At 37.2% G+C, this 23,895-nt stretch carries 20 protein-coding genes; 10 read left to right on the top strand and 10 right to left on the bottom strand.

From position 1 onward, the window contains the following. Positions 1-249 precede the first annotated feature (249 nt). The 3 genes from SP041_RS12770 (at position 250) to SP041_RS12760 (ending at position 3,706) form a co-directional block, all read left to right on the top strand. Positions 250-525, top strand: a complete 276-nt coding sequence (locus SP041_RS12770) for a hypothetical protein (RefSeq protein ID WP_025565961.1) — start codon at positions 250-252, stop codon at positions 523-525. A 60-nt stretch (positions 526-585) separates the two neighbouring features. Continuing rightward, positions 586-798, top strand: coding sequence for a hypothetical protein (locus SP041_RS12765; RefSeq protein ID WP_137297874.1), 213 nt, complete (start codon positions 586-588; stop codon positions 796-798). Between the two features lie 2,149 nt (positions 799-2,947). Continuing rightward, positions 2,948-3,706, top strand: coding sequence for a 5'-nucleotidase, lipoprotein e(P4) family (locus tag SP041_RS12760; protein ID WP_025565752.1), 759 nt, complete (start codon positions 2,948-2,950; stop codon positions 3,704-3,706). 269 nt (positions 3,707-3,975) lie between these two features. Here the strand turns inward: SP041_RS12760 and SP041_RS12755 are convergent, their stop codons facing one another. Both SP041_RS12755 and SP041_RS12750 read right to left on the bottom strand, forming a co-directional pair. Next, entirely contained in the window at positions 3,976-4,803 is an 828-nt protein-coding gene (locus tag SP041_RS12755) for a CmcJ/NvfI family oxidoreductase (RefSeq protein WP_025565753.1), read from the bottom strand. 318 nt (positions 4,804-5,121) lie between these two features. Beyond that, positions 5,122-5,640 carry a TetR/AcrR family transcriptional regulator gene (locus SP041_RS12750; protein WP_025565754.1) on the bottom strand — a complete coding sequence of 173 codons (519 nt, stop codon included), beginning with the start codon at positions 5,638-5,640 and terminating at the stop codon, positions 5,122-5,124. Between the two features lie 205 nt (positions 5,641-5,845). On the opposite strand from SP041_RS12750, the gene SP041_RS12745 reads away from it, so the two are divergent. Next, on the top strand, positions 5,846-6,538 hold the full coding sequence (locus SP041_RS12745) for a cupin domain-containing protein (RefSeq protein WP_025565755.1): 693 nt from the start codon (positions 5,846-5,848) through the stop codon (positions 6,536-6,538). A 947-nt stretch (positions 6,539-7,485) separates the two neighbouring features. On the opposite strand, the gene SP041_RS12740 is transcribed toward SP041_RS12745, so the two are convergent. Both SP041_RS12740 and SP041_RS12735 read right to left on the bottom strand, forming a co-directional pair. Then, on the bottom strand, positions 7,486-7,854 hold the full coding sequence (locus SP041_RS12740; protein ID WP_025563368.1) for a VOC family protein: 369 nt from the start codon (positions 7,852-7,854) through the stop codon (positions 7,486-7,488). Between the two features lie 562 nt (positions 7,855-8,416). Further along, entirely contained in the window at positions 8,417-8,749 is a 333-nt protein-coding gene (locus SP041_RS12735; RefSeq protein WP_025563367.1) for a hypothetical protein, read from the bottom strand. 337 nt (positions 8,750-9,086) lie between these two features. On the opposite strand from SP041_RS12735, the gene SP041_RS12730 reads away from it, so the two are divergent. Next, the gene (locus SP041_RS12730) at positions 9,087-10,016 is read left to right on the top strand and encodes a patatin family protein (protein ID WP_025563366.1); all 930 of its coding nucleotides are present in this window, start codon (positions 9,087-9,089) and stop codon (positions 10,014-10,016) included. A gap of 57 nt (positions 10,017-10,073) precedes the next feature. Here SP041_RS12730 and SP041_RS12725 read toward each other — a convergent pair whose 3' ends face one another. Beyond that, a complete protein-coding gene (locus tag SP041_RS12725; RefSeq protein WP_025563365.1) occupies positions 10,074-10,325 on the bottom strand; it encodes a TIGR03643 family protein in 252 nt (83 codons plus the stop codon). Positions 10,326-10,737: 412 nt separating this feature from the next. On the opposite strand from SP041_RS12725, the gene SP041_RS12720 reads away from it, so the two are divergent. Further along, a complete protein-coding gene (locus tag SP041_RS12720) occupies positions 10,738-12,600 on the top strand; it encodes a PhoX family phosphatase (protein WP_025563364.1) in 1,863 nt (620 codons plus the stop codon). A 165-nt stretch (positions 12,601-12,765) separates the two neighbouring features. On the opposite strand, the gene SP041_RS12715 is transcribed toward SP041_RS12720, so the two are convergent. The 3 genes from SP041_RS12715 to SP041_RS12705 all read right to left on the bottom strand — a co-directional run bounded on the left by SP041_RS12715 (position 12,766) and on the right by SP041_RS12705 (position 16,445). Further along, positions 12,766-13,197 carry a universal stress protein gene (locus SP041_RS12715; protein WP_025563363.1) on the bottom strand — a complete coding sequence of 144 codons (432 nt, stop codon included), beginning with the start codon at positions 13,195-13,197 and terminating at the stop codon, positions 12,766-12,768. A gap of 213 nt (positions 13,198-13,410) precedes the next feature. Then, entirely contained in the window at positions 13,411-14,331 is a 921-nt protein-coding gene (locus SP041_RS12710; protein ID WP_025563362.1) for a Fe(3+) dicitrate ABC transporter substrate-binding protein, read from the bottom strand. Between the two features lie 2 nt (positions 14,332-14,333). Beyond that, a complete protein-coding gene (locus SP041_RS12705) occupies positions 14,334-16,445 on the bottom strand; it encodes a TonB-dependent siderophore receptor (RefSeq protein ID WP_025563361.1) in 2,112 nt (703 codons plus the stop codon). A gap of 317 nt (positions 16,446-16,762) precedes the next feature. On the opposite strand from SP041_RS12705, the gene SP041_RS12700 reads away from it, so the two are divergent. The 4 genes from SP041_RS12700 (at position 16,763) to SP041_RS12685 (ending at position 21,825) form a co-directional block, all read left to right on the top strand. Then, entirely contained in the window at positions 16,763-17,764 is a 1,002-nt protein-coding gene (locus tag SP041_RS12700; protein WP_025563360.1) for an iron chelate uptake ABC transporter family permease subunit, read from the top strand. Continuing rightward, positions 17,761-18,744: an iron chelate uptake ABC transporter family permease subunit gene (locus SP041_RS12695; RefSeq protein ID WP_025563359.1), complete on the top strand. Its 984-nt coding sequence runs from the start codon at positions 17,761-17,763 to the stop codon at positions 18,742-18,744. Before SP041_RS12700 ends, SP041_RS12695 begins: the two co-directional genes overlap by 4 nt. Further along, positions 18,744-19,508: a Fe(3+) dicitrate ABC transporter ATP-binding protein FecE gene (gene fecE / locus SP041_RS12690; protein ID WP_025563358.1), complete on the top strand. Its 765-nt coding sequence runs from the start codon at positions 18,744-18,746 to the stop codon at positions 19,506-19,508. The genes SP041_RS12695 and fecE overlap by 1 nt, the downstream gene beginning before the upstream one ends. 265 nt (positions 19,509-19,773) lie before the next feature. After that, positions 19,774-21,825 carry a bifunctional 2',3'-cyclic-nucleotide 2'-phosphodiesterase/3'-nucleotidase gene (locus SP041_RS12685; protein WP_025563357.1) on the top strand — a complete coding sequence of 684 codons (2,052 nt, stop codon included), beginning with the start codon at positions 19,774-19,776 and terminating at the stop codon, positions 21,823-21,825. Positions 21,826-21,885: 60 nt separating this feature from the next. On the opposite strand, the gene SP041_RS12680 is transcribed toward SP041_RS12685, so the two are convergent. Beyond that, the gene (locus SP041_RS12680) at positions 21,886-23,199 is read right to left on the bottom strand and encodes an amidase family protein (RefSeq protein WP_025563356.1); all 1,314 of its coding nucleotides are present in this window, start codon (positions 23,197-23,199) and stop codon (positions 21,886-21,888) included. Positions 23,200-23,235: 36 nt separating this feature from the next. After that, the gene (locus SP041_RS12675; RefSeq protein ID WP_025563355.1) at positions 23,236-23,889 is read right to left on the bottom strand and encodes a DUF2848 domain-containing protein; all 654 of its coding nucleotides are present in this window, start codon (positions 23,887-23,889) and stop codon (positions 23,236-23,238) included. Between the last annotated feature and the right edge of the window lie 6 nt (positions 23,890-23,895).

Here is a 23,895-nt window from a genome sequence, read left to right as displayed (position 1 = left end):
GGCGATCCCTGAGTATGCGTTTTGAAGCGAGTTGTTCTGTTGGTTCGAACGTCTTGTTAAAAACATTGTATGTTTAGCAATTCAATATTCGTAACCAACAGAAGCATGTTCCATTTAATATAATAATGAATGAATCTATTAAATTAAATGGCTTGGTCGGACTATAAGACAACTCAGTAAGGACTAAAAACATTGATCTATTCGCTTAGCTCTATTTTAGTCCGCTTAATGCGACATTAGAAATTACTCATGGCAATGAATGGTTCAACATGGAGAGATCACCCTTTTGAAATTGGTAAAGCTTATATTGCTTTAGCTGATAATCCTGACTTTACTAAAGGATATATCTGTTCTGGGCATCAATATGAACTTATTAATATTGGTTATAGCCATTATGATGGAGCTTCAGTTTTCACTTTCAAGTGCTTATCAACTTATGAATTAGTTAGTTGGTGGTGGTTTGATAATGCATCTGATAATTCATCTATTGAAACTTTCAAACCTCTATCTAACAAACGCCAATAGGTATAAATTATGTTACACCTATTGGTGTTTGTTATATTTATCATTGAAATGGAATTACTTATGAAAGTTTATAGAAAAGTAAAACAAACAAAATTTGTTAAAGAGGGCTTAAAAGGTTTATTAACTATCCATGACCACGGCGGGATTGCAGTCAGTATAGATCACAAAGCTATTTTCAATGGGTTTAGTTATGAAGAAACTGATAGTTATTTTTATATCGATAAACCATCAATAAATGATAAAACTATCATAATGGATCGTCTTTTTAGTTAAAAAAATACAGTGCCATTCGGGTCAAGTCTTGTTTTTTGCCTTTTAAATATACTTTCCACAAAATACCAAGAAAAATGATACTCAATGTGGCTACAACTCCCCCACCGTTGAGCTTTCCCAAGCGATAAATGACTTTCAGCAACAGCAAACAGGACGTTTGCTGTAAGTTCATTCAGCACATGGATGTGCTGTATGAACTGGTGCGTTAAGAAAGGCAATTAGCGTTTGGAGTAAGAAAGCGATTCGGTGGCCAGTTTCTTTGCATCCTTTCTTTTCTGGTAAAAGAAAGGATGTCGCCGACAGGGCGAAAATACTGCTAATAAATAGCTAGCTGCCAGGATGAGCGCAGACGAAGCAAAACTCAAAACGGCTAAAAAAGAGTGGGCTTATATTTTTTGCCTTTTAAAAAATTTATCCACAAACCCTCAACAAAAACGATGTTCAATGTAGCTACAACTCCCCTACCGCTGAGCTTTCCCAAGCGATAAATGACTTTCAGCAACAGCAAACAGGACGTTTGCTGTAAGTTCATTCAGCACATGGACGTGCTGTATGAGCTGGTGCGTTAAGAAAGGCAATTAGCGTTTGGATAAGAAAGCGATTCGGTGGCCAGTTTCTTTGCATCCTTTCTTTTCTGGTAAAAGAAAGGGTGTCGCCGACAGGGCGAAAACACTGCTAATAAAAGTCAAACGGCCACGATGAGCGCAGACGAAGCAAAACTCAAAACGGCTAAAAAAGAGTGGGCTTAGATTTTTTTCCTTTTAAAAAATTTATCCACAAAACCCCAACAAAAACGATGCTCAATGTGGCTACAACTCCCCCACCGTAAAGCTTTCCCAAACGATAAATGACTTTCAGCAACAGCAAACAGGACGTTTGCTGTAAGTTCATTCAGCACATGGATGTGCTGTATGAACTGGTGCGTTAAGAAAGGTAATACCAAAAGAATTAATAAGGTGATCATTCTTGCTGGTTAAAATCACCCCTAACTGCGTTGTGAGTTTTGAAGTGAGAACAACTATCTCCTACAACTCACGCCTTATTAGTGTTAATTTTTCCTGCGCAATCTCTGATCACTTATTTAATTCCATTGGTATAATTAGCGTTTGGATAAGAAAGTGATCCGGTGGCCAGTTTCTTTGCATCCTTTCTTTTCTGGTAGAAGAAAGGATGTCGCCGACAGGGCGAAAACACTGCTAATAAAAGTCAAACTGCCACGATGAGCGCAGACGAACCAAAACTCAAAACGGCTAAAAAGAGTGGGCTTAGATTTTTTTGCCTTTTAAAAAATTTATCCACAAACCCCAACAAAAACGATGCTCAATGTGGCTACAACTCCCCCACCGTAAAGCTTTCCCAAACGATAAATGACTTTCAGCAACAGCAAACAGGACGTTTGCTGTAAGTTCATTCAGCACATGGATGTGCTGTATGAACTGGTGCGTTAAGAAGGGCAATTAGCGGTTGGATAAGAAAGTGATCCGGTGGCCAGTTTCTTTGCATCCTTTCTTTTCTGGTAAAAGAAAGGATGTCGCCGACAGGGCGAAAATACTGCTAATAAATAGCTAGCTGTCAGGATGAGCGCAGACGAAGCAAAACTAAAATCGGCTAAAAAAAATGGGGTTAGGTATTTTTTTACCTTTTAAAATTAGAGTCATTGAAGGAGGTGTTAACTACCATGTTTAAAAACACCTCTAATCATAATCCTTCGTGTCTTCTGTGTAACGCAGCGCTTCGTGGTTAATTCTCTTTTTAGGTTTGTCATTTATTTATCATATTCTAAATATAAAAAAGCCTGCATTAAGCAAATTTGAAAAATAACTTAATAATGCTCTTCTTCAGCATATAAGTTATTAGTGACAGCTAATTACGTTGTTAGCCTAAACTTTAGTAAAAAAAAATTTAAAGCTTAATAAAGATAATACGGCAGATTTGGTTCGTTGATTTTACTCTTATTTCGACTTTTCTATTTCAATTAGATGTTTTTCTAAGATAGATTTTTTATTTTAAGTTATTGGTTGTTTAGTCGTGTTTTATGCAGAAAGTAATTGATATATATATATAAAATATATTTTATTTTTAATTAAATTGGTGTTTAACCAAGAATTATGACATCTTTCATCACTTATTTAACAGAGAAAGGATTTACATGAAAAAAATAGCCGCTTCTTTATTACTCGCTTTACCGTTAATTAGTCCATTATCTTTAGCTGCATCTGATGATGCTTTTTGCCAGCCAAAAGAATACAAAATGGCATTGCGCTATCAACAACAATCGGCTGAAGTAATGGCATTGCAACTACAAGCATACCAATTTGCTACATATCGTATTACCCAGATTCTTGCTGACCATAAGTCGGATAAAATACCTGCCGTAGTATTGGACTTAGATGAAACTGTAATAGATAACAGCCCATTATTAGTTCGCGATGTTAATAATTGCCATGATTTTAGTACGTGGGATACTTGGAGTGATTGGGAGCAAAAAGGGCACCCAACCTTGATTCCTGGCGCAAAAGATTTTATTAATTTTATTGACCAAAAAGGCATCAAGATATTCTATATCTCTGATCGCTTCCAAGAGAACAAAGTCGCAACACTCAAAACATTGAATGAGTTAGGGCTGCCACAAGTAAGTAAAGATAACGTATTACTTTATACAAAAATGAAAGAAACGCGTCGTGAATCAGTTCGCCAACAGAATTTTGATATTGTAATGTTAATGGGTGATAGCTTAGCTGATTTTGCTGCTGAATTTAAAAACAAAGAGTCTACAGACTATCAACGAGATCTTGTGAAATTAAAGGCTGAACACTTTGGTAAAGATTGGATTGTATTCCCAAATGCATCTTATGGAACATGGTCTAACGCTGAATTAAAAGCATGGGATGAAAAACCAGCTAAATAGCGATGTATTATCGACTAATATGGTGTTAGTTGAGTAACTAAAAAGCCTGCATAAAGCAGGTTTGATCAACGTGTTAAAAAGAGAGTTAACTGTTTAGCTTTCTTCATTTTATCTTTATCCACTTACCTTCTATTATTAACCCTTCGAACCGAGATAATGGGGTCAAGTCTTGTTTTTTGCCTTTTAAAAACACTTTCCCACAAATCCCCAAGCAAAACGATGCTCAATGTGGCTGCCACTCCTCCACCGTTGAGCTTTCTCAATCAACCTTAAAGATCAAAAAAAGTATAGGTTCTTGTTTCAATACTTTGTCTTGGTTTGCCACTATCGCCCTGTCCTAATAACGGAAAAGCTGTGTGCATGGCAAAGCGTGAATAAGAAGGGTCACTATCAAACCCTTTGATTAAAACGGCTTCTGTTCCATCCATTCTTGGATAGTAATACCACTTTTGATTGTTATTCTTTTTAAGGGCAAAAATCTCGCCTTGGTGCTTTTCTGTTGAGTGCATATCGTTAAATGATATTTTTGCTTTCACTAGATCTTTTGTATTTAGCGTTGAAAAGTCTAAAAATGCTAAGGGGTCTTTCTCTACAACACCATCAATAGAACGCCATACGTTTATCTGGATCATTCTTTTTCCAGCAAAGCGTTTTAATATGGCTTCGTCTAATACTGATTGTGCCCTGATTGGCCCTGTTTCATGGGTGTAGTCGTTATGGACATGGTAAGCAGGATGACGATTAGAGTTTTTAATGCCGCGGCGTACGGTATGGTCAAAGGCGAATACATCGGTTGCCCCCGTTTGCTTTTTAATAAGCGATTCAACCTGTGGGTAATAATCTGATTTAACGGTTTCTGGCGTTAAGAAGTCAACTTCGTTTGGTGTAAAGCTGGCGAGTTCAAAACCTTCTTTGTCTAAACTAAAGGTTTGTTCAGGGTTGGCTAAGCGAGCATCAATGACTTCTGTTTCCTGAAAAATATAATCATCACTGTATTCTTGCTGCTCATCGAAACCAGAGTAATTAATAACGGGCACCGCCGTAGATTCAGCTTTAATAAAATGAAGCTTTGTTTTCTCAGTCATGTAATCGCTCATACCCTTTCTCCAGAATAACGTAAAAAACACAACCTATCATTAGATAGGCAGGTTGCGATATTAGTCGTTCTCTGTCAACTTAATTTTTATAGAAAGTCTTTTCGGTTTGTTCTTTAACATAAAGAATAAAAAGATAAGCAAATGAAAGTTAAGTAAAAAAATAAGAATTTATGATGATATAAAAAAGAGGAGTCTTAATTTTTTAGGATCTATACTTAAAAGGCTAAGTAAATAAATCGATAAATTTAATTAGAGGAAGTTGCACTTAACGTATTAAATCGGCAAATCATTAAGTACAAATAAAAGGAGGTTTATAGGTTATTTGGTCGCCAGTTTAAAGTAGCTATGGTCATTCAGCGCTTTGCTGATCATCATTGCGCCTTCTAACAAACTAACGGTTAAGATAGCGGCATGTGACGGTTCACTTTCACCATTGGCAACATGTGCTTGCTCTAACCATGCTAAGTTCAAATCGAAGAATCGTTTTACTTCTAGGCGCACTTTGTCCGGTAAACTTTCATTTTGTGCGCCTAGCAAACCACATAAACACATTTTATTATCGGTTAATAAAGCGTTTCTAAATAATTGAGTGTAAACGTCAATAGGATTTTGATTATTAGCCTTTATGTCGTCCACATCACCTAACGCACTTAAAAATGCATTAGTGTATTGATGAGCCAGTTCAGCGCCTAAATCTGCTTTAGTAGGAAAATGATAATGGACACTCGCACTTTTAATTCCAACTTCATTAGCAATTTCTCGAAAGCTAAAATTATTATAGCCACCAAGACGAACTTTATCTTCAGCAGCTTTTAGTAATGCTTCTTTTTTGGTCATGGTTATATTTCCTATCAATGAGCCTGAAATTATCAAGCAGTGCATAGTTATTTACAAGTATTATTACGCATCGATGAATACCTGAAGCAATATTAATTAACGCACAAAGTTGACTTATTATACGCTAGAGAATATAACTATCTACTGATAGATACATTGAATACTTTATTTTAAAACATATTGAGTAAGACTTTAGGGGAACAAGATGAAAATAGCGGCGGATTTTAGTCAACGTGCAGTTGTGCACAGTCAATCACAAGAGTGGATAGCCTCTCCAATGGTAGGCGTTAACCGAAAACCTCTGGATAGAGTCGGTGCAGAAGTCGCAAGGGCTACGACGATTGTAAGTTACGATCCTGGCAGTGAATTTACTGAGCATGTGCATACAGGCGGTGAAGAATTTATTGTACTAGAGGGTGTATTTCAAGATGAGCATGGCAGCTTTCCAGCGGGCTCTTATATAAGAAACCCACCACAATCAAAACATCAACCAGGTTCAGAACAAGGTTGCGTTATGTTAGTAAAACTTTGGCAGTTTCAACCTGAAGATAGAATTCACGTGCGGTTACAAATGAATAAGATGGGACAAGTACCGTTACCTAACCATAAAGGTGTGTCGATAACGCCTTTGTATAAAGATGAGATTGAAGAAGTGAGTTTATTACATTTCGACGTGACATCAGAATACACGTTAGACGCCTTAGGTGGCGCTGAGTTATTTATACTTGAAGGCTCAATTCAAGAGAGCGATGATATATTACTTAAACACAGTTGGTTACGTACACCAGAAAAGACGAGCTTAACTATTAAATCAGGTAAGAATGGCGCTAAAGTTTGGGTAAAATCAGGTCATATTACGGATGTTGAGAATCAAATTTCACGCGTACAAAATGCCTAACACTACCGTATGCGGATCGATTAAATACTCATATTAATCCGCATAAATAGTTGTTCTTTTTAACGACTCAACATAGCTTACTTATGCTTTGTAACTGGTGAGTTAATGACTGTTTGAGTCAATGACGTTAAAGAACAACTACTTTCCTAGCCACGCTACGCTATAAAGCCCAACTCACTAGCTCACCAGATCTGCTATTCTGTTATGTCGCTATACTTATGTAACTAAACCTATGCAAATAAGCCTATGTAACTAAACTGGTATCGCTCCGTTTCCGTTATGTAACCCAACGATGTAAATTCAGCTATCTCAGCCCAGCGCTTACAACAATCCAACGTCACCTGCTCGATTGATCAACAGTTATCACAACACCTCCTATAAAGACTAAAACAGCTATAGTGTTGGCATACATATCGGCTAGCTTTGAAATAGATTTACGTAGAGTTGGATTGATAAGGCGGAGTATTGCTTAGATTAGTAATGTCTAGATTAGTAATGTTTAGTGAGTTTAATTATTTAACCTCAACTCTGGTTAATGAAAGCGGCATTATATTTAAAATCAGAAGGTACTATTTTTTACTATGCAGTGCCGTTAGTTTTGCGTAGTTCAAGGCAAATTATTGAAGCAATAACGGGTTATTGAGAAATAATTTAACGCAGAAATCCGCGGAAATAGCGGTGTTGTATCGCTTCGCTTATCCAGAACTGAGGTTATTTAGGGTTGCGGTATTGTTTCTAGCGAGCAAGGGAAGTCGATATTACTTTAAAAAGGTAGTGTTGGATATGAGGTAAAACTGTATTTAGAGAGGGTAGAAAAAACAAGGACGATGGCCCTATCGGCTATATAAACTAATCAAATAGTTACATAAGCTATAGGAGTATTCGTCCTTGTAAAAGGTGATGTAAAGTGACTCAAATTACTTTATATCAGCTACTTTAGTGCTGACTTATGTCATGTGGAAGAAACAAAGTTTGTTTCCATCTAAATCTAAAACATACGCACCGTAGAAGAAGTCAAAACGTTGACCAGGTTCACCGGCACAAGTAGCACCTAATTCAATCGCTTTATTGTAAAGCGCTTGTGCACCTTCAATTGAACCACCAGGGATAGCAATTTGTTGGCCATTACCACAACTTTGTTCTTTATTGTCGTGCGGTGTACACACAGCTAGCATCGCGCCACCAGCATCTGTTCCGTAAAATTTAATACGGTCCATTTCCATTACTCTTTTACCACCAACTAATTCAAGTAATGAATCGTAAAATGAAACTGCTTTATCTAAGTCTTTTGAACCAATCGTTGTATATCCAATCATTATCGTAATCCCTGTTTTAAAATTATAAAGTTGATGTTCAGCATGTAAAAAATGTCAGTAAAAATAGCACTCGGTTATTACGTGCTTTGCTTACTAAGTGGATATAAATTTACATACCTATCGATAGATAGTCAATATTTATCTGGCAATAAATCACTAAGATTAAAAATATGTATTAAAGGGCATGATTAAAAATAACGAAATAAGATTAGATATTGATTGATGATAATAAATATTATTAATTAATAACAAATTTAAATTAGTCATTAATTAACAACAAGTTAAAGTTAAATTAGAGAGAATTTAACTTTATGGGTACCATCCTATAAACGCTTTATTCATTGTCGATAAAATAAGTCATTTTTTGTTTTAAAATTATTCTTTAAAATAATTATTAGGATAGAAAAATTAAGTGGTTTAAACATTAAGAAGATAAAAAGTAAGCAATGATATGGGAAGGCGGGGTTCATTAAATGCAATAATGACCCCTTTAATATTAAAAACTCTCTTTTTAATTTTTTTGAAGATTGTTATTTGAAGATTGTTTTTTGAATATGGCTTTTTAAGCTTGTTGCGACAAGTTATAACCATAAGCGAGGATAATTAAGACCAACACACCTAATCCTTTTAGTAAGGTTTTCTGGTTGGCTTTAGCCTCTACTTTACACATTTTACTAAACCAGAAGTGCCCGACTACACCTGCTAAAAGTGCATAGATTAACGTGACTTGCTCTGTTTCTTTTACCACATCAAACGCACTATAAAAATAACCAATTAGCTGACTCGTCAAAGAAGAGATATAACCTAATGGGGTATGGGTTAATACCATATAGGCAATAAAGAAAACAAAAATAGATAACGGTAGTCGGTATGGTAATAATTTAGATTGGGTCATGTTGTTCTTCTTTAATAAGTAAAATTTTTAATTGAGTCTAAACTGGCTAACCGGTTGTTTTGATTGCTCAATAAATTAAGTGTAATAAGCGTTAATTACAATAAACTGATTTTGATATGCAAATAAGTTATTGAGAGATATTACAACACCCGTTCCCCTTTGTATTGATTTTACCTAATTTCTGATAAGCAACTTACAATCATTTTAAAAATCGACTACCTATAAAAAACACCTCACCATCTTGTGATAGCTAAATACTATTAAACTGAGAAAATAAAACGATTTAACCTATTTATAAAGTTTAAGTATATTGTATGTAATCGAATAGGGAAATCTCATGAAGCCAATACTAGAAAATAAATCATTTAATACACCAAACTGTCCTGCAACTGCACCGATAAAAGGCACCGCATTAGTTGTCGAAGGTGGCGGACAACGTGGTATTTTTACAGCAGGTGTATTGGATAGCTGGTTAGCACAAGACTTTAACCCTTTTTCATTACTCATTGGTACGTCAGCGGGTGCTCAAAACCTATCAACTTATATGACGCGTCAAGCGGGATACGCTAAACGGTCTATCATGCAGTTATCGAGACACCCTGATTTTTTTAGTATGAAACGTTCTTTTTCAAAGCGTAATGCAATGGATTTGGACTGGTATTTTGATCGCGTAGGCGAACCTGAATACCAATTGAATATGAATTGTGCTCAAAATCAATTACAGGGTCGCCAACTGCTGTTTTCTGCCACCAATATGGAAGGGTTTCGTCCAGCGTTTCTTGAACCCACCGCTGATAGCTGGCTTACGATGTTAAAAGCATCAAGCGCTCTACCTTATTTATACAAAAAAGGGGTCGCGATTGGAGATGTGAATTACGTTGATGGTGGCGTTGCCATCCCTATTCCTATTCAAGAGGCTTATGATCGTGGTGCAAAGAATATTATTGTATTACGTACAGCCCCTGCGAACCGCAGCATTCGTTCACCTTGGGCACACAAATTGAAATCTTGGGTATGTAAAACCAACTCATGCCCTAAGGTGTTAGATATTATTACTGGCCATGAAAATGCTTACAACGACGCCATTAAATTTATTCATACTCCACCAGAAGATGCGAAAGTAATTGAGATTGCACCACCACAAAAATTAGCAAGCAGCCTATTAGGTAGTAGCGATCAGGCTCTGATGGCCGATTATAAAATGGGGTATGAAATAGGGACTGCATTTTTAGAGAGTCAGTCTGCTCAACAATTTAAAATACATTAGAGGTTGCCTGTAAAGTACAGATGATAAAACACAGACGGTTAATCACTAAAAGATTAACTATCTGTGTTTGTATTGAGTAGAACAATAAGCTCTGTCTATATCTGGTGATCTTAATTTTAAGTGTTTGGTTTTTCTGCCCGTTACTCTACTACGCCATAGCTTGAAGCTTCCCAACTTCAATTTATTGCGCATAAAGCTAATTAAGGCTTTTTCATCTAAACCGAATTGATCTTCAATGGCTTCAAAAGGGGTTCTATCTTCCCAAGCCATTTCAATCACTCTAGATTCTTCGCTATCACTCAATACCATTATCAACATCCCATTCAGTTTTCACTTAAAAACACTAATACGTTAATAACAAGATTAGGGTTTACTGCTTCTTTAATTTATATGGATTATTTATATGAATTTTTATATGAAATAATTAGGCTCATGAAAGAGAAGTAAAACCACCAGTGATGTCTAATGAACTCCAAATAATCAAACGTAATAAACCTGTCATATTTCTGCTTTAGTCTAAAGCTCGTTTTACTTATACCCATTATATTAATAAGAGTTTTACATTTTACGCAGAAAAAATGATTTAGTTTAAAGCGTAAGTTTCGCAACGGTCTATCCCTTTACGAAAATAGCAGTGAATAAATAAATTATTTTAACCAGTAAAATAGATAAGTTAATTAGTGTGATTGGTATTGTTCCCCCCAATAAATAAGGCAATACGATGACAGATTTATTAGATAAAGAAACTGATTTTAGTAACATGATTGATGCACGTTTATCACGCCGTAGCTTCCTAATGGGAACCGCTGCGGTTGGTGCAGGTGCATTTCTAGCGTTAAACCCTGTAGCCAAAGCTATCGCTGCGAATATAGATAGTAAGTTATTAAACTTCATGCAAGTGCCAGCTTCTACTAGCGATACTGTCATCGTTCCAAAGGGTTACAGCATCAGCAACCTTATGTCATGGGGTGACCCAATCTTTACCAATGCACCTGCATTCAATGCAAATGGTAAACAAGATTCAACAGCACAAGCAATGCAATTTGGTGACAATACTGATGGTATGAGTGTATTCCCATTATCAAAAGACCATGCCATTCTTGCTGTAAATAATGAATATACAAACTACGAATACCTATTTGATCATCAAGGCAAAGCAATGACCGCTGATGATGTTAAAAAAGCACAAGCTGCCTTAGGGGTAACTGTTGTTGAACTAGTGAGAAAAGACGGTAAATGGATAATGGATCCTAAAGGTAAAGTTAACCGTCGTATTACAGCCAATACTGAAATGCACGTAACAGGCCCAGCTGCAGGTCATGATTTATTAAAAACCAAAGCAGATCCAACGGGGAAAAAAGTACTTGGTACTATTAATAACTGTTCAAATGGCCACACTCCATGGGGTACTTACTTAACTTGTGAAGAGAACTTTAATGGTTTCTTTGGTGCAGAAGAAGAAGTCGCACTGGATGACAACTACAAGCGTTACGGTGTAGAAGCAACTCAAAGTAAATATCAATGGCATAACTTTGATGAACGCTTTGACCTCGCTAAAAACCCAAATGAACCAAACCGCTTTGGTTGGATCGTAGAGATTGATCCTAAAGATCCAACATCAACACCATTAAAGCGTACTGCATTAGGTCGTTTCAAACATGAAAATGCAGCTTTTGTTATCAATGATGATGGTCACGCTGTTGTTTATTTAGGTGATGACGAACGTGGCGAGCATATCTACAAATTTGTTTCTAAGCATAAATACCAAGCAGGCAATGACAGTACTAACCGTCAACTACTGGAAGAAGGTACGTTATACGTTGCTAAGTTTAATATGCATGCCGACAAACTAGAGGGCGATGGTGAGTGGATTGAGTTAACTTACGGTAAAAACGGCTTAACGAAAGAAAATGGCTTTAATAGCCAAGCTGAAGTAATGATTTTTGCACGTAAAGCCGCAACACAAGTGTCAGCAACCACCATGGATAGACCAGAATGGATTGCAGTTCATCCAGATAACAAACATGTTTTCTGTACACTCACTAACAATAAAAACCGTGGCGTTAAAGAAGGTCAAGATGTAGGTGGGCCAAACCCTCGTGCTGAAAACCACTATGGACAAATAGTACGTTGGATGCCGACTAATGGTAACCATGCAGACAATACGTTCAAATGGGATTTATATTTGATAGCAGGTAACCCAACGGTTCATAAAGGTGATTTATACGCAGGTAGCGCCAACATCAATGAAGATAATATGTTTAACAGTCCTGACGGTATTGGCTTTGATAAAGCCGGTCGTTTATGGATTCAAACTGATGGTAACTATTCAAACGAAGGGGATTTCGCAGGCCAAGGTAACAACCAAATGTTATGTGGCGACCCAATGACCGGTGAAGTGCGTCGTTTCTTAACTGGGCCAATAGGCTCTGAAGTGACAGGGTTAACTTTCTCTGAAGATCAAAAAACCATGTTTGTGGGTATTCAACACCCTAGCGGTCACTTCCCTGCTGGTGGCGATAATAAACCTCGTTCAACGATTGTGGCAATCACAAAAGATGACGGCGGTGTGGTGGGTAGTTAAGGTTAGCAAGCGTTAACTGAACGTCTTACGAATAACAGCGAACAAAAAGGCATTAATAGATTCCTATTAATGCCTTTTATCTAATAGCGATTAACATAATGGCTTTATGCCAATAAGTTGAGGCCGATGTCTTTGTAATAAGCCATTTAAAACAATATTTTTATATCAATCAATCAACGCAACAATCAATAAATCAACGGGTGACGTATTAACAAGCCCACCGACTGTCGGACTTAAACGACTCCAAAAATGATGATGATGTCCACATACAATTAAATCGATTCCCGCCTCTTGCACTGGCCCTTCTAAACTATGCTTTATATCGCCATTAACAACGTACTTATGTTTCACTTTATAATCGATGCTCTTTGCTAAATCATTTAGCTTTTCGCTTAATTCATCAATACTAGAATGAGATGATAAATTAGCGACATCTAAGTCCATTAATCCAGTGAATCCAATTTCATTAATGACTTCATTCACATGCACTAGTGATAGGTCGGCATTTAAAGGTTTTGCTAATTTAACTGCCCTATCAATAACCTGTTGGTTATCTTCTTCAAAATCAACAGCAACTAAAATATGACCATAACTCATCAGTATTCTCCTTAGTTAACATTACCTTAATCATCTTAGTCCTAAAGGCAGCTTTAACCTTATACTTGGAGCACATTTTTTGATAAATTTAGAGGTTTTTAAGGAGTGAATGATCTAAATCAATAGTCCATTGAATCGCTAAGCATGCGTTAAGTATTAGGCCTAGAATTAAAGGTTAAGGTTAAGGTTAGACCTATTGTTTATGGCTAAGGTCTAACGTTTAGATTTAGATTTAGATTTATTATTAACGATATTATCCAACTCTTTAGCAATCCCCTCTGCTGCCAACATACCGCGATTAAGAGACCAAAGCGCAGATGAGACTTCTACCATTTGATGGGTTTTGCTAATTTTTAATAGTTTAAATAATGGATTATGTTCCCAGCTTTCAAGCACAGTGACAGGCTTACTTCTTACGTAAAACAACCAGTCTGGGTTAACACGCAGTAATACTTCTAAGTTCGCTTGAACTAAGTGACTGTCTTTTAAATCAGGCAACGCGGCTTTTAACCCGAGATAATTAAATAAACTACCTGTAAAAGATAATGGCCCATGCATCCACATTCCACGTTCATTAACCGTCGTAAATTGCATCGTTTCAGCACTATTAAACCGCAGACGATAATCTTCCATTAACTGCTTATGTTGGGCAATACGCTCAAGCATTTGCTTTTCTTTGCCAACGGCTTTACCAACAATTTCAGCAGATTTAAGAGCATCTAAATAACTTTCACCACGACTTTTTAATAAAATAGTCGGCGCAATTTTTGAAAGATCCTCATAACTAACTCGGTGACGATAAACATCACCAATGATCAAATCAGGTTTTAGCCTAGCAATCACTTCTAAGCTAGGTTGTGAACGCATGCCAACTGACGTCCACGGTTCAAGTAAATTACGTACCTCTGGGATAATTCGATCAGGATCTAAATCATCAGCAACACCAATCGGTGACATACCAATAGCCGCTAACGCATCGATAAAAGAATATTCTAATACCACAATACGTTTAGGTGCGTCAGGTAATACCAACGTGCCTAACTCATGTTCCACTTCAATACTGGCTTGTACTGAAAATACACTACAAGTCAGTATCAACGTTAAAATTATTCGCTGAAAAACGGCTATTAACATTATTAGAATTTACCCGATAAACTAAAGGTAATGTTACGTGGATCACCTGCATAAATACTGCTATCTGAAGAACCAGCAATGTAATAGGTTTCATCAAAGATATTTTCAACATTCAACGATGCACGATATTGCTTAATTTCATAATGAAGGCCAAGATCAAAAGTAGTGTAACCTGGTAACTTAACGCGATCAGTAGAGTCTTCATCGGTATAACGAGAGCTTTCGTAGTTAGCACCTAATGTTGTGCCGACCGTCCCGTTAGCAATTTGGTATGGGAAGTTATATTTAGTCCAAACATAAGCATCATGTAATGCACTCGCGGGTGTACGATTCCCTTTAATATTTTCATCAGGATTATCAGTAATTCTTGCATCAACGTAGGCATAACCTAATTTAATCTGCCAGTTTTCTATTGGCTTCATTAACAATTCAACTTCAACACCTTTGCTTTTAATGCCACCTAATAATTCATCTTCACCAGTGATTAAGTTTTCCTCTACGACATTAGTTTTTTTAATATCGAAGTAAGCGACTGTTAAATTAGTTTTATCGTTGAATAGGTTCGTTTTAGCGCCCACTTCATATTGACGTCCTTCTTCAGGATCAAAGTTATCACCATTTACATCTTTGTCTTCAATGCTATTTGGGTTAAAACTTTCTCCGTAACTTGCGTACAATGAAGTCGCTTCAGTTAGGTGATACACAATACCGCCTTGCGAAACAAATGCATCACTTGAACTAGAATCTGTAAATCCTGTATCAACTCTTTCAAAATCAATATCTTGACGTGAATAACGTAAACCCGCCATTAACGTCCAAGACTCATTTAAATAAATGGTGTCTTGAAGGTAAGCACCATAGTTAACAAATTCAGTCACGCGGTGGTTTAAAGTGGTGTAATTGCCTGTTCGGCTGGTTAAATCATCTGGGTTATAAAAATCAACGTCGCTTGTCGGATTTGTTTGGCGTTTAAAATCTCGCTCTTCGTACCCAACATTAACGCCAACTAATAATTGATGCTCTACATCACCCCACCATAAGCTACCTGTGCTTCTTGCATCAACAAAATGATATTGACGTTCGTTTTCATTATCGCGATCACGTAACGTCACTTTACCTGTGTCGTTATCTACGTCTCTTGTTTCATAAACTGAACGCGTATCTTCATGCCACACGCTTCGCCAATCTACAGTCACATCAAAATTATCTGTGACCATCGTATTGAAAGTGGCAAAGGCCACCAGCCCTTTATCTTCAGCAGTATCATCAGCAGATTGGTAATGTGTATCCAAAGAAGCAATTTGGTTAATATCATGATTTAACACGGCTAACCCATCATCTGGTACACGTGTTTCAGATTGTAATTCCAAACCAAAGCTTACTTCTGTCTCAGTATTAGGACGATAAGTTAATGTTGGGAATAGATAATAGTTTTGAGTATCAACATCTTGGCGATATGAGTTAGTATCTTCAGCGCTAACGATAAAGCGGTATAACCACGTTTTTTGGTCATTAAGCGGACCTGTTGCATCGAGAGTGCCAGTAAAACTATTGTCGTCACCGAACTCACTCACCCCAGTGCTATAACTGTTACCAGAGACATCAAAACTAACAGAGGCAACATCTTGTGGTTTTTTAGTGATGATATTAACGAGACCACCCGGTTGAATTTGTCCGTATAAAATAGAAGCAGGACCTTTTAGTATTTCTACTTGCTCAACATTCGCAGTGGTAGGCGAACCAAAACGAGAAGCTAAACCTGGTAAACCATTCACTTGAATAGAGTTAAGGTCAGAAGCTATGCCACGTAAGGTAAAACTATTCGCGTTAGTACCTGAGCGACTTAAACCAGTGGTGTAACCATAAGCATCTTCCAATGACTCTGCTCTAATGTCTTCTAAAAACTGCTGATTAATGACGTTAACCGTTAATGGCGTATCCAATGGGTCAACATTACTTTTGGTGGCCGTACTGACCTCTGGGTTCAAATAAGAATTTTGCTGACCAACTACCACCATAGTATTGAGTTCAGTGACTTCTTCAGCATAGGCATACGACGATAATCCCAAAATCAGAGCAAGACTTTGGGTAACTGGGTTAATAGCAAATTTCATGAGGCAGCTCATTTTTGTAATTTAAGTTGAGAGAAAATCCGTTTACAGCCTTCTGTATGGGACACTTGGGCTCAATTAACCTGATTTGAATTAATTTAATTCAAATACTTGCGAACCCATTTTCGGATGATATTGATAACCTATATCATCTGCAAGTCAAAAAGCCACTTTCAACCAAGATAAGACTTTTATTTGATATTGATTGTCATTTCTATTTGAAATAGAATACTCAACCGACGGGTTATGCTGATTTTTTTATCGTTGAGCCTTAGCAAATAAACGATTATCTATTAAGCATTACTAAGGTAAAAACTATTATGCCTCTCTCTATTCGTCATTATATTTCGTTGTTGGTTGTGCCTATTCTCTTACTGTTGACGTTGGGCTATTCATTAATAGCATGGTCAAGTTTTCCGCTAAATTTTTCACATTTATACGCTTACTTATTTCACTTTGATAACACCAGTATCGAACAACAAATACTCGCCACAACCCGTATTCCTAGACTATTAACAGGTATGCTAATTGGTACAAACCTCGCTGTCGCAGGTGTATTAATGCAAGGGTTAACACGCAACCCTCTCGCCTCTCCTTCTGTTTTAGGTATCAATTCTGGCGCTGCTTGTTTCATTGCTTTATCGAGCATTGGTATACATATTTTAGGAGACGTTTCGAGTTTGCTTGCTGCAGCAGTTGGAGGTGTGGTGAGTGGTGGATTAGTCATTTTACTAGGAGGCTTTTTCTCAGATCGCGCTAACCCTTTAAAATTGGTACTAGCAGGTATTGCCATTAACGCATTATTAATTGGCATCACCCGTGCTGCGGTTATTTTAGCCGATGAAAGAGCTTATAGCGTGATCACTTGGTTATCAGGTTCTCTAGCGAATATCGATTGGCAGGATTGGCAATCATTATGGCCCACCAGCTTATTAGGTTTGTTAATCGCATTTTATGTTGCTAAAAACTTAAACCTATTAGCATTAGGTAATGATATTGCTGTTAGCTTAGGCATCAATATTGGATTCACCCGTTTTTTATCCTGTATCGCGATTGTTTTACTAACCGCATCGAGCGTTGCTGTTGTTGGCCCAATTGGATTCATTGGTCTAATAGTGCCGCATATTGCGAGACGACTGGTTAATAATAACTTTCTATTACTCATACCTGTTAGTGCATTAATTGGAAGCTGTCTGATTGCTTGGGCTGACTCTTTAGCGCGCGGCATTGCTTTCCCTGCAGAAACACCAGTTGGCGTGATCACCGCTTTAATTGGTACTCCATTCTTTGTGTACCTGACCATTCGGAATAAAATGTCATGAAAACGATGAAGTTACCGTCATTATATTTTTTCATTTTATCTTCATTAGTTCTGTTATTTGCTATCACTAGTTTATTTGTTGGTGCATCTGATATTTCGATAGCAGATATTATTCACACCTTATTTGAGCAAGGTGAATATGACTTTATTATTAACCAATATCGTTTACCACGAATTTTTCTAGCACTGGGTGTCGGTGCAGGGTTAGGGTTATCAGGCGCATTAATTCAAGGTGTGATTAGAAACCCACTCGCTTCTCCGGACTTAATGGGTATTAGCGCAGGTGCAGGGTTAGCTGCAACGACTTTATTAGTTTTTTATGCTGCTGCCCCGGTTTATTTATTATTATTAACGGCACTGTCAGGTGGGTTAATCGCCGCCGCGATCATTTTATTCATTGCTTACAAAACCCGTCCAACGCCGATGAGACTGGCATTAATTGGTATCGCGATCAGTACCTTTTTATCAAGCGGCATCGATTTTTTAATGATTGTAAACCCTATTGAAATTAATACTGCCATGGTGTGGTTAACAGGTAGTTTATGGGGACGAAACTGGACACAAGTTCCTCTTATTTGGGGAACGTTAGCGGTTATTATACCTTTTGCTTTTTGGCTCGCATGGCGCCTTGATGTGATGGGACTCGGTGAAGATTGTGCAACATCCTTAGGTATTCGCCCATCAAAACTACAATTAATGGCATTGTTAACTGCGGTGATACTCGCCAGTATTAGCGTTGCAGTAGCAGGAACCATCGCCTTTATTGGTTTATTAGCACCACATCTTGCACGCATGTTATTTGGACATCATCATAAATACCTTATTCCAAGTTCAGCGCTACTTGGTGGATTAATGTTGATTATTGCTGATACGTTAGCACGTGGTTTACAACCTCCTTTAGAATTACCTGCGGGTGTATTAACGTCCTTAATCGGTGCGCCCTACTTTATTTTTTTACTGCAACGCTATAAGGCTTGGTAATGATTTCAACTGAAAACCTCACTATTGCATACGGTGATAAAGTCATCATCAACGATCTTAATCTGACACTACAAAAGGGAAAGATTACGGCTTTAATTGGCCCTAACGGCTGCGGTAAATCTACTTTATTAAAAGCACTAGCCCGTATTAATAAAGCTAATGCAGGGCAAGTTTTACTCAATAACCAACCATTAAGCAGTTATGCCGATAAACAGCTAGCACAGCAGATGTCTTTATTGCCGCAAATATTAATTACCCCAGAAGGTATTACGGTACAACGTTTAGTTGAATATGGACGCTCACCTTATATTTCTCATTGGGGAAAATTAGGCGACCAAGACAAGAATATCGTCAGCGCCGCGATGCAAGAAACGCAAGTTAGTGAATTTTCCACGCAAGCCGTTGAGTCGCTTTCTGGTGGCCAAAGACAACGCGCATGGATAGCCATGATCCTCGCACAAGATACTGACATCATCATGCTTGATGAGCCAACCACTTATTTAGATTTATCCCATCAAATTGAATTAATGAAGTTAATGCAAGCGATGAAAGATAAAGGAAAAACCGTGATAGTGGTATTACACGACCTTAACCAAGCTTGCCGATATAGCGATCATTTAGTGGTAATGAAAGAAGGTGCCGTGATAGCAGAAGGTGAACCTGAAGAAGTATTTACAGAGCAGCTTTTACGCGATGTATTTTCACTTGAAGCAAAAGTCATTAAAGATCCCATCGCTAACACGCCAATGTGTGTCGCTTATTAAGCGTTATTTGCCACTTTTTAAACATGCCTGATTATTTTCAGATGCTCTTAGCTATTTTGAAGTGTTCGTCGTTATTTTGAATGCTATTCACTATTTTTAAATGTTCATCGTTATTTTGAATAGCATTCAGTATGGTTTAAAAAGCGTTTAAAAATAACATTTAATTTCAATTTGATAGGCTAGTGATATAGCGTAAAGTATTTATTTTAATATCTTCTTAATATAACTGACACTTCCCTTCCAATAAATAGAAAAGGAATATTCTGTGAATAAATTACTACTTGCCGCCTTAATATCTTCCACTTTTTCCATAGCAGGTTGTGATACCACTAATGATAGTTACTCAGCTACATTACGTATCCTTGAAACATCTGATATTCATGCCAATGTCATGGATTATGATTATTACCAAACCAAGCAAGATATCACTATCGGTCTTGCTCGAACGGCTAGCCTTATTAACATTGCACGTACCGAAGTAGACAATACATTACTGGTTGATAACGGTGATTTATTACAAGGCAGTCCGATGGGTGACTATGTTGCCAGTGAATTTAAGGAAGGCCGTGAGTTTTCGATTCACCCTAGTTATAAAGCAATGAATTTACTTAATTATGAAGTCGGTAATATAGGAAACCATGAGTTTAATTACGGTTTAGATTTTCTTAAAAAAGCGATTAGTAGCGCTAACTTCCCATACATCAATGCCAATGTTTATTGCCAATCAGACTGTTGGGACAATAAAAAACAAGGTGATAATTTATTCACACCTTATCTGATTAAACAAACAAATATTATCGATAACCAAGGCGTAGACCGTACCATTAACATTGGTTATATCGGCTTTGTACCTCCACAAATTTTACAATGGGATAAACAAAATCTAACAGGAAAAGTGACTGTTAAAGGAATTGTCGAAACCGCTAAGAAATTTATACCTGACATGCAAAAAGCAGGGGCTGATATTATTATCGCAATCCCTCATTCAGGGATAGGCTCAAGCGAAAATCCAAATGACGTACATGCGGAGAATGCGACTTATGCGTTAACCACTGTCGACGGTATTGATGCCATTATGTTTGGTCATAGTCATTCAGTCTTTCCAAGCGCACAATTTGCAAGCATCCCTAATGTTGATATCGAAAAAGGGTTAATCAATGGGGTTCCTGCTGTTATGCCTGGTCGATGGGGTGATAACCTTGGGGTAATAGATTTTGAGTTAGAGCATAATGGCCAAAAGTGGACTATCAAAAGTGCTAAATCTGAATCTCGTCAAATATTCAAACGCGATGAAAAAGGTAGTAAAGTTGCTTTAGTCGACGCAGATGAACGTATTCATAAAGCGGTTGCTGAAGACCATCAAGGTACTTTGGATTTTGTGAATGCGCCGATCGGAAAAGCAAATCATGATATGTATAGCTTTTTGACCTTAGTACAAGACGACCCGACCGTACAAATTGTATCGAATGCGCAATTGCAATATATCAAAGATCAAGTCGCCGCTTCTGATAATCCCACCTTAAAAGGATTACCTATATTGTCTGCTGCAGCGCCTTTTAAAGCAGGCGGACGCCACAGCACCTCTTCAGATGTTGATGCTTATGTTCAAGTTGCTAAAGGTGACCTTACCTATAAAAATGCTGCTGATTTATATCTTTACCCAAACACAGTTGTTGCATTGAAAATAACCGGAGCACAACTAAAAGACTGGTTAGAGTGCAGTGTTAATCAGTTTAATCAAATTGATAAAACGTCTTCTGAACCACAATATTTAATTAATTGGCAAGATCATCGCACTTACAATTTTGATGTGATTGATGGCGTTAATTATAAAGTGGATGTGACACAACCGAGTAAGTTTAATGGTGATTGTGCGGCGATTAATCCAGATGCACAACGCATTGTAGAGTTAACATATACTGATAATAAAAATATCACCCTCACTGGTGAAGCATTAATGAAACAAGACTTTATTGTTGCCACTAATAACTACAGAGCATTCGGAGGCAAGTTCGCTGGTACAGGTTCTGAATATGTTGTAATGGAACAACCAGATACCAACCGTGACGTATTAGCGGCTTACATTACCAATGAAACCAATAAGAAAGGTGCAGTTGATCCATCAGCCGATAATAACTGGGGGTTCTTAGACATTAAGACACCAACAACCTTGGATATACGTTTTGAAACGCAAGACAGTGAAGTAGCAAACCGCTTTATTGCCGACAATGCACAACGTAAGTTAAGCAAACGTAATAAAAAAGATGCGTTAGGCTTTGCGGTTTATAACATTGATTTAAAAGATAAAGAGATTTAGATTTAGATTTAGAAATAATATAAAGCCTCAATTGAGGCTTTATATTATTTAATGTTATTTTTATTTCGTATCAGAATAGGATTTAAGAATAATAGATTCTAACCGTTTAGATAATGATAGTAGATTGTTGTCATCACCATTACTAGCCGTCAACATTACGCCAATATGATCACCTTGATATTGATATGGTAAAGAGATACTACAACCGTCCAACACATTTGCTAACGTGGTGTTACGCAAACATAAAAGGTTAATGCGGTCATAATCTTCATCAGCGCTTAACTCTGCTAATTTAGGCGGTAATATCGCAACAGTAGGTAGTAATAATACAGCCCCTTTTTCTTCTGTTTTGTACCTTTCTATTAATAACTTTCTTTGTTGACAGGTAGCTAAAAATTGTTTTTCATCAATCGAATTTGCTCGCTTTAAACGACTAGCGACTCTCGGATCAAGCTCATCAAGATCGATACTATAATTTTCAGTATAATAATTCATTGCTTCGAAAGCAGAGAATTGCCACACAGGAAGTAATTTGTAACTGTCTAAAAAAGGTAAAGATCTCTCTTCAACTCGCACTCCAGAAGTCTGCTTTAAAATGTTAACGACTTCTAAAAATGCTTTTTTTACCTTCTCGTCAAGTAAATCCATACCAAAATTACTAGGTATAACAAAATAAGCCTGTTCTGCTACAGAATTATTAACGACAGCATTAGACATAACTCCCCATGCTATTTCACACTCAGATACTGTATTAGCAATCGGTCCGATACTATCTAAACTTGAAGAGAGCGGTAAACTGCCTTTTCTAGAAACACTATTTTGAGAAGGTTTAAACCCCGTTACACCACAAAAAGCTGAAGGGATTCTTAAAGAACCTCCCGTATCACTGCCTAAAGCAATATCTACAATTTTTAAAGCAACTGAAACGGCTCCTCCGCTAGTTGAGCCCCCTGCAATACGGTCCTCATCTTTATAAAGCGGTGTTATTGGCGTGCCGTAATGTGGATTTACCCCTAACCCAGAATAAGCGAGTTCGGTCATATTAGTATGGCCAAGAAAAACAGCACCCGCTTTACGTAAACTTTTTACTGCGTCCGCATCTTTACTTGCAATATCGACATCATTTAAAAAAGTAGAACCCGCTTTTGTTTTATAACCTTTCACATCAAACAAATCTTTAACCGACACTACCGCATTGTTTAAATACTGCTCATTGATTAAATGATGAGATGACTTGCGACCATTAGCATACTCAGTCACATCAAACAGTTCGGTAAAAACATTACTAGCCTGATGCTCAATAAGCTTTTTCGATTTGGTTAATTGTTGTGCTAAATCACGTTCTTCCCAAGGGAATTTAGATAAATTTTTCATTATAAAACTCTCTGAAATAGATAATGTTAGGACAATTTATTTTACCGAAGGTAATTCAACCGTATCGTATTGCGCTTCGATCGTACGTCCCAAAATAGGATCAACAAGGGACATTTTGAACTTAGGTGTTTTGCGAACACCACCAATTGCAGCAAAAGTCCCACATAACATTGCACTATTTTCTTTCAAAGCTGCTTTTTCAATAAGCTCAATTAAAGGTCGAATAGACGCCAATGTACCAGTCTGATACAAGGCCCACCCTTTTCCTTCATCTAACCATGATTGCATCTCAAGCTTATCAATATGATCTTTGACTTCTTCAAAATCCCACAGTTGGTTAGAGACGGGTTTAGGACAAATTTGCTTAGAAAAGGCAACTGACTGTACCTCTAACTCTCTATCAGTATGATCAGAGCCGATACCTAAAAATAATTTACCACCTGATTTAATGATCAATGGTTCAACTTCTCCTGATGACCCTTCTCCAACTACTTCAACCAAATCATCCTGAGTGACTAATAAATTAGAAGCACGATAATAAAGCGGCACATTTGAAGGTGGAGCAACACCTATTTCAGCTAATTCATCAATGTGCTCCTGCACAGCTTTTTGATCTCTTGCTGTCCAACCTGCAATAACAAGATGATTAATTTTAAAATCACTTTCAATTCCATTAATAGTAAATAACATATAAAT

Origin of the sequence: Psychromonas sp. SP041 (genome assembly GCF_000470315.2) — a bacterium.
Lineage (GTDB): Bacteria > Pseudomonadota > Gammaproteobacteria > Enterobacterales > Psychromonadaceae > Psychromonas.
The sequence above is the reverse complement of the archived record's forward strand: the minus strand, read 5'-3'. Positions and strand labels throughout refer to the sequence as shown.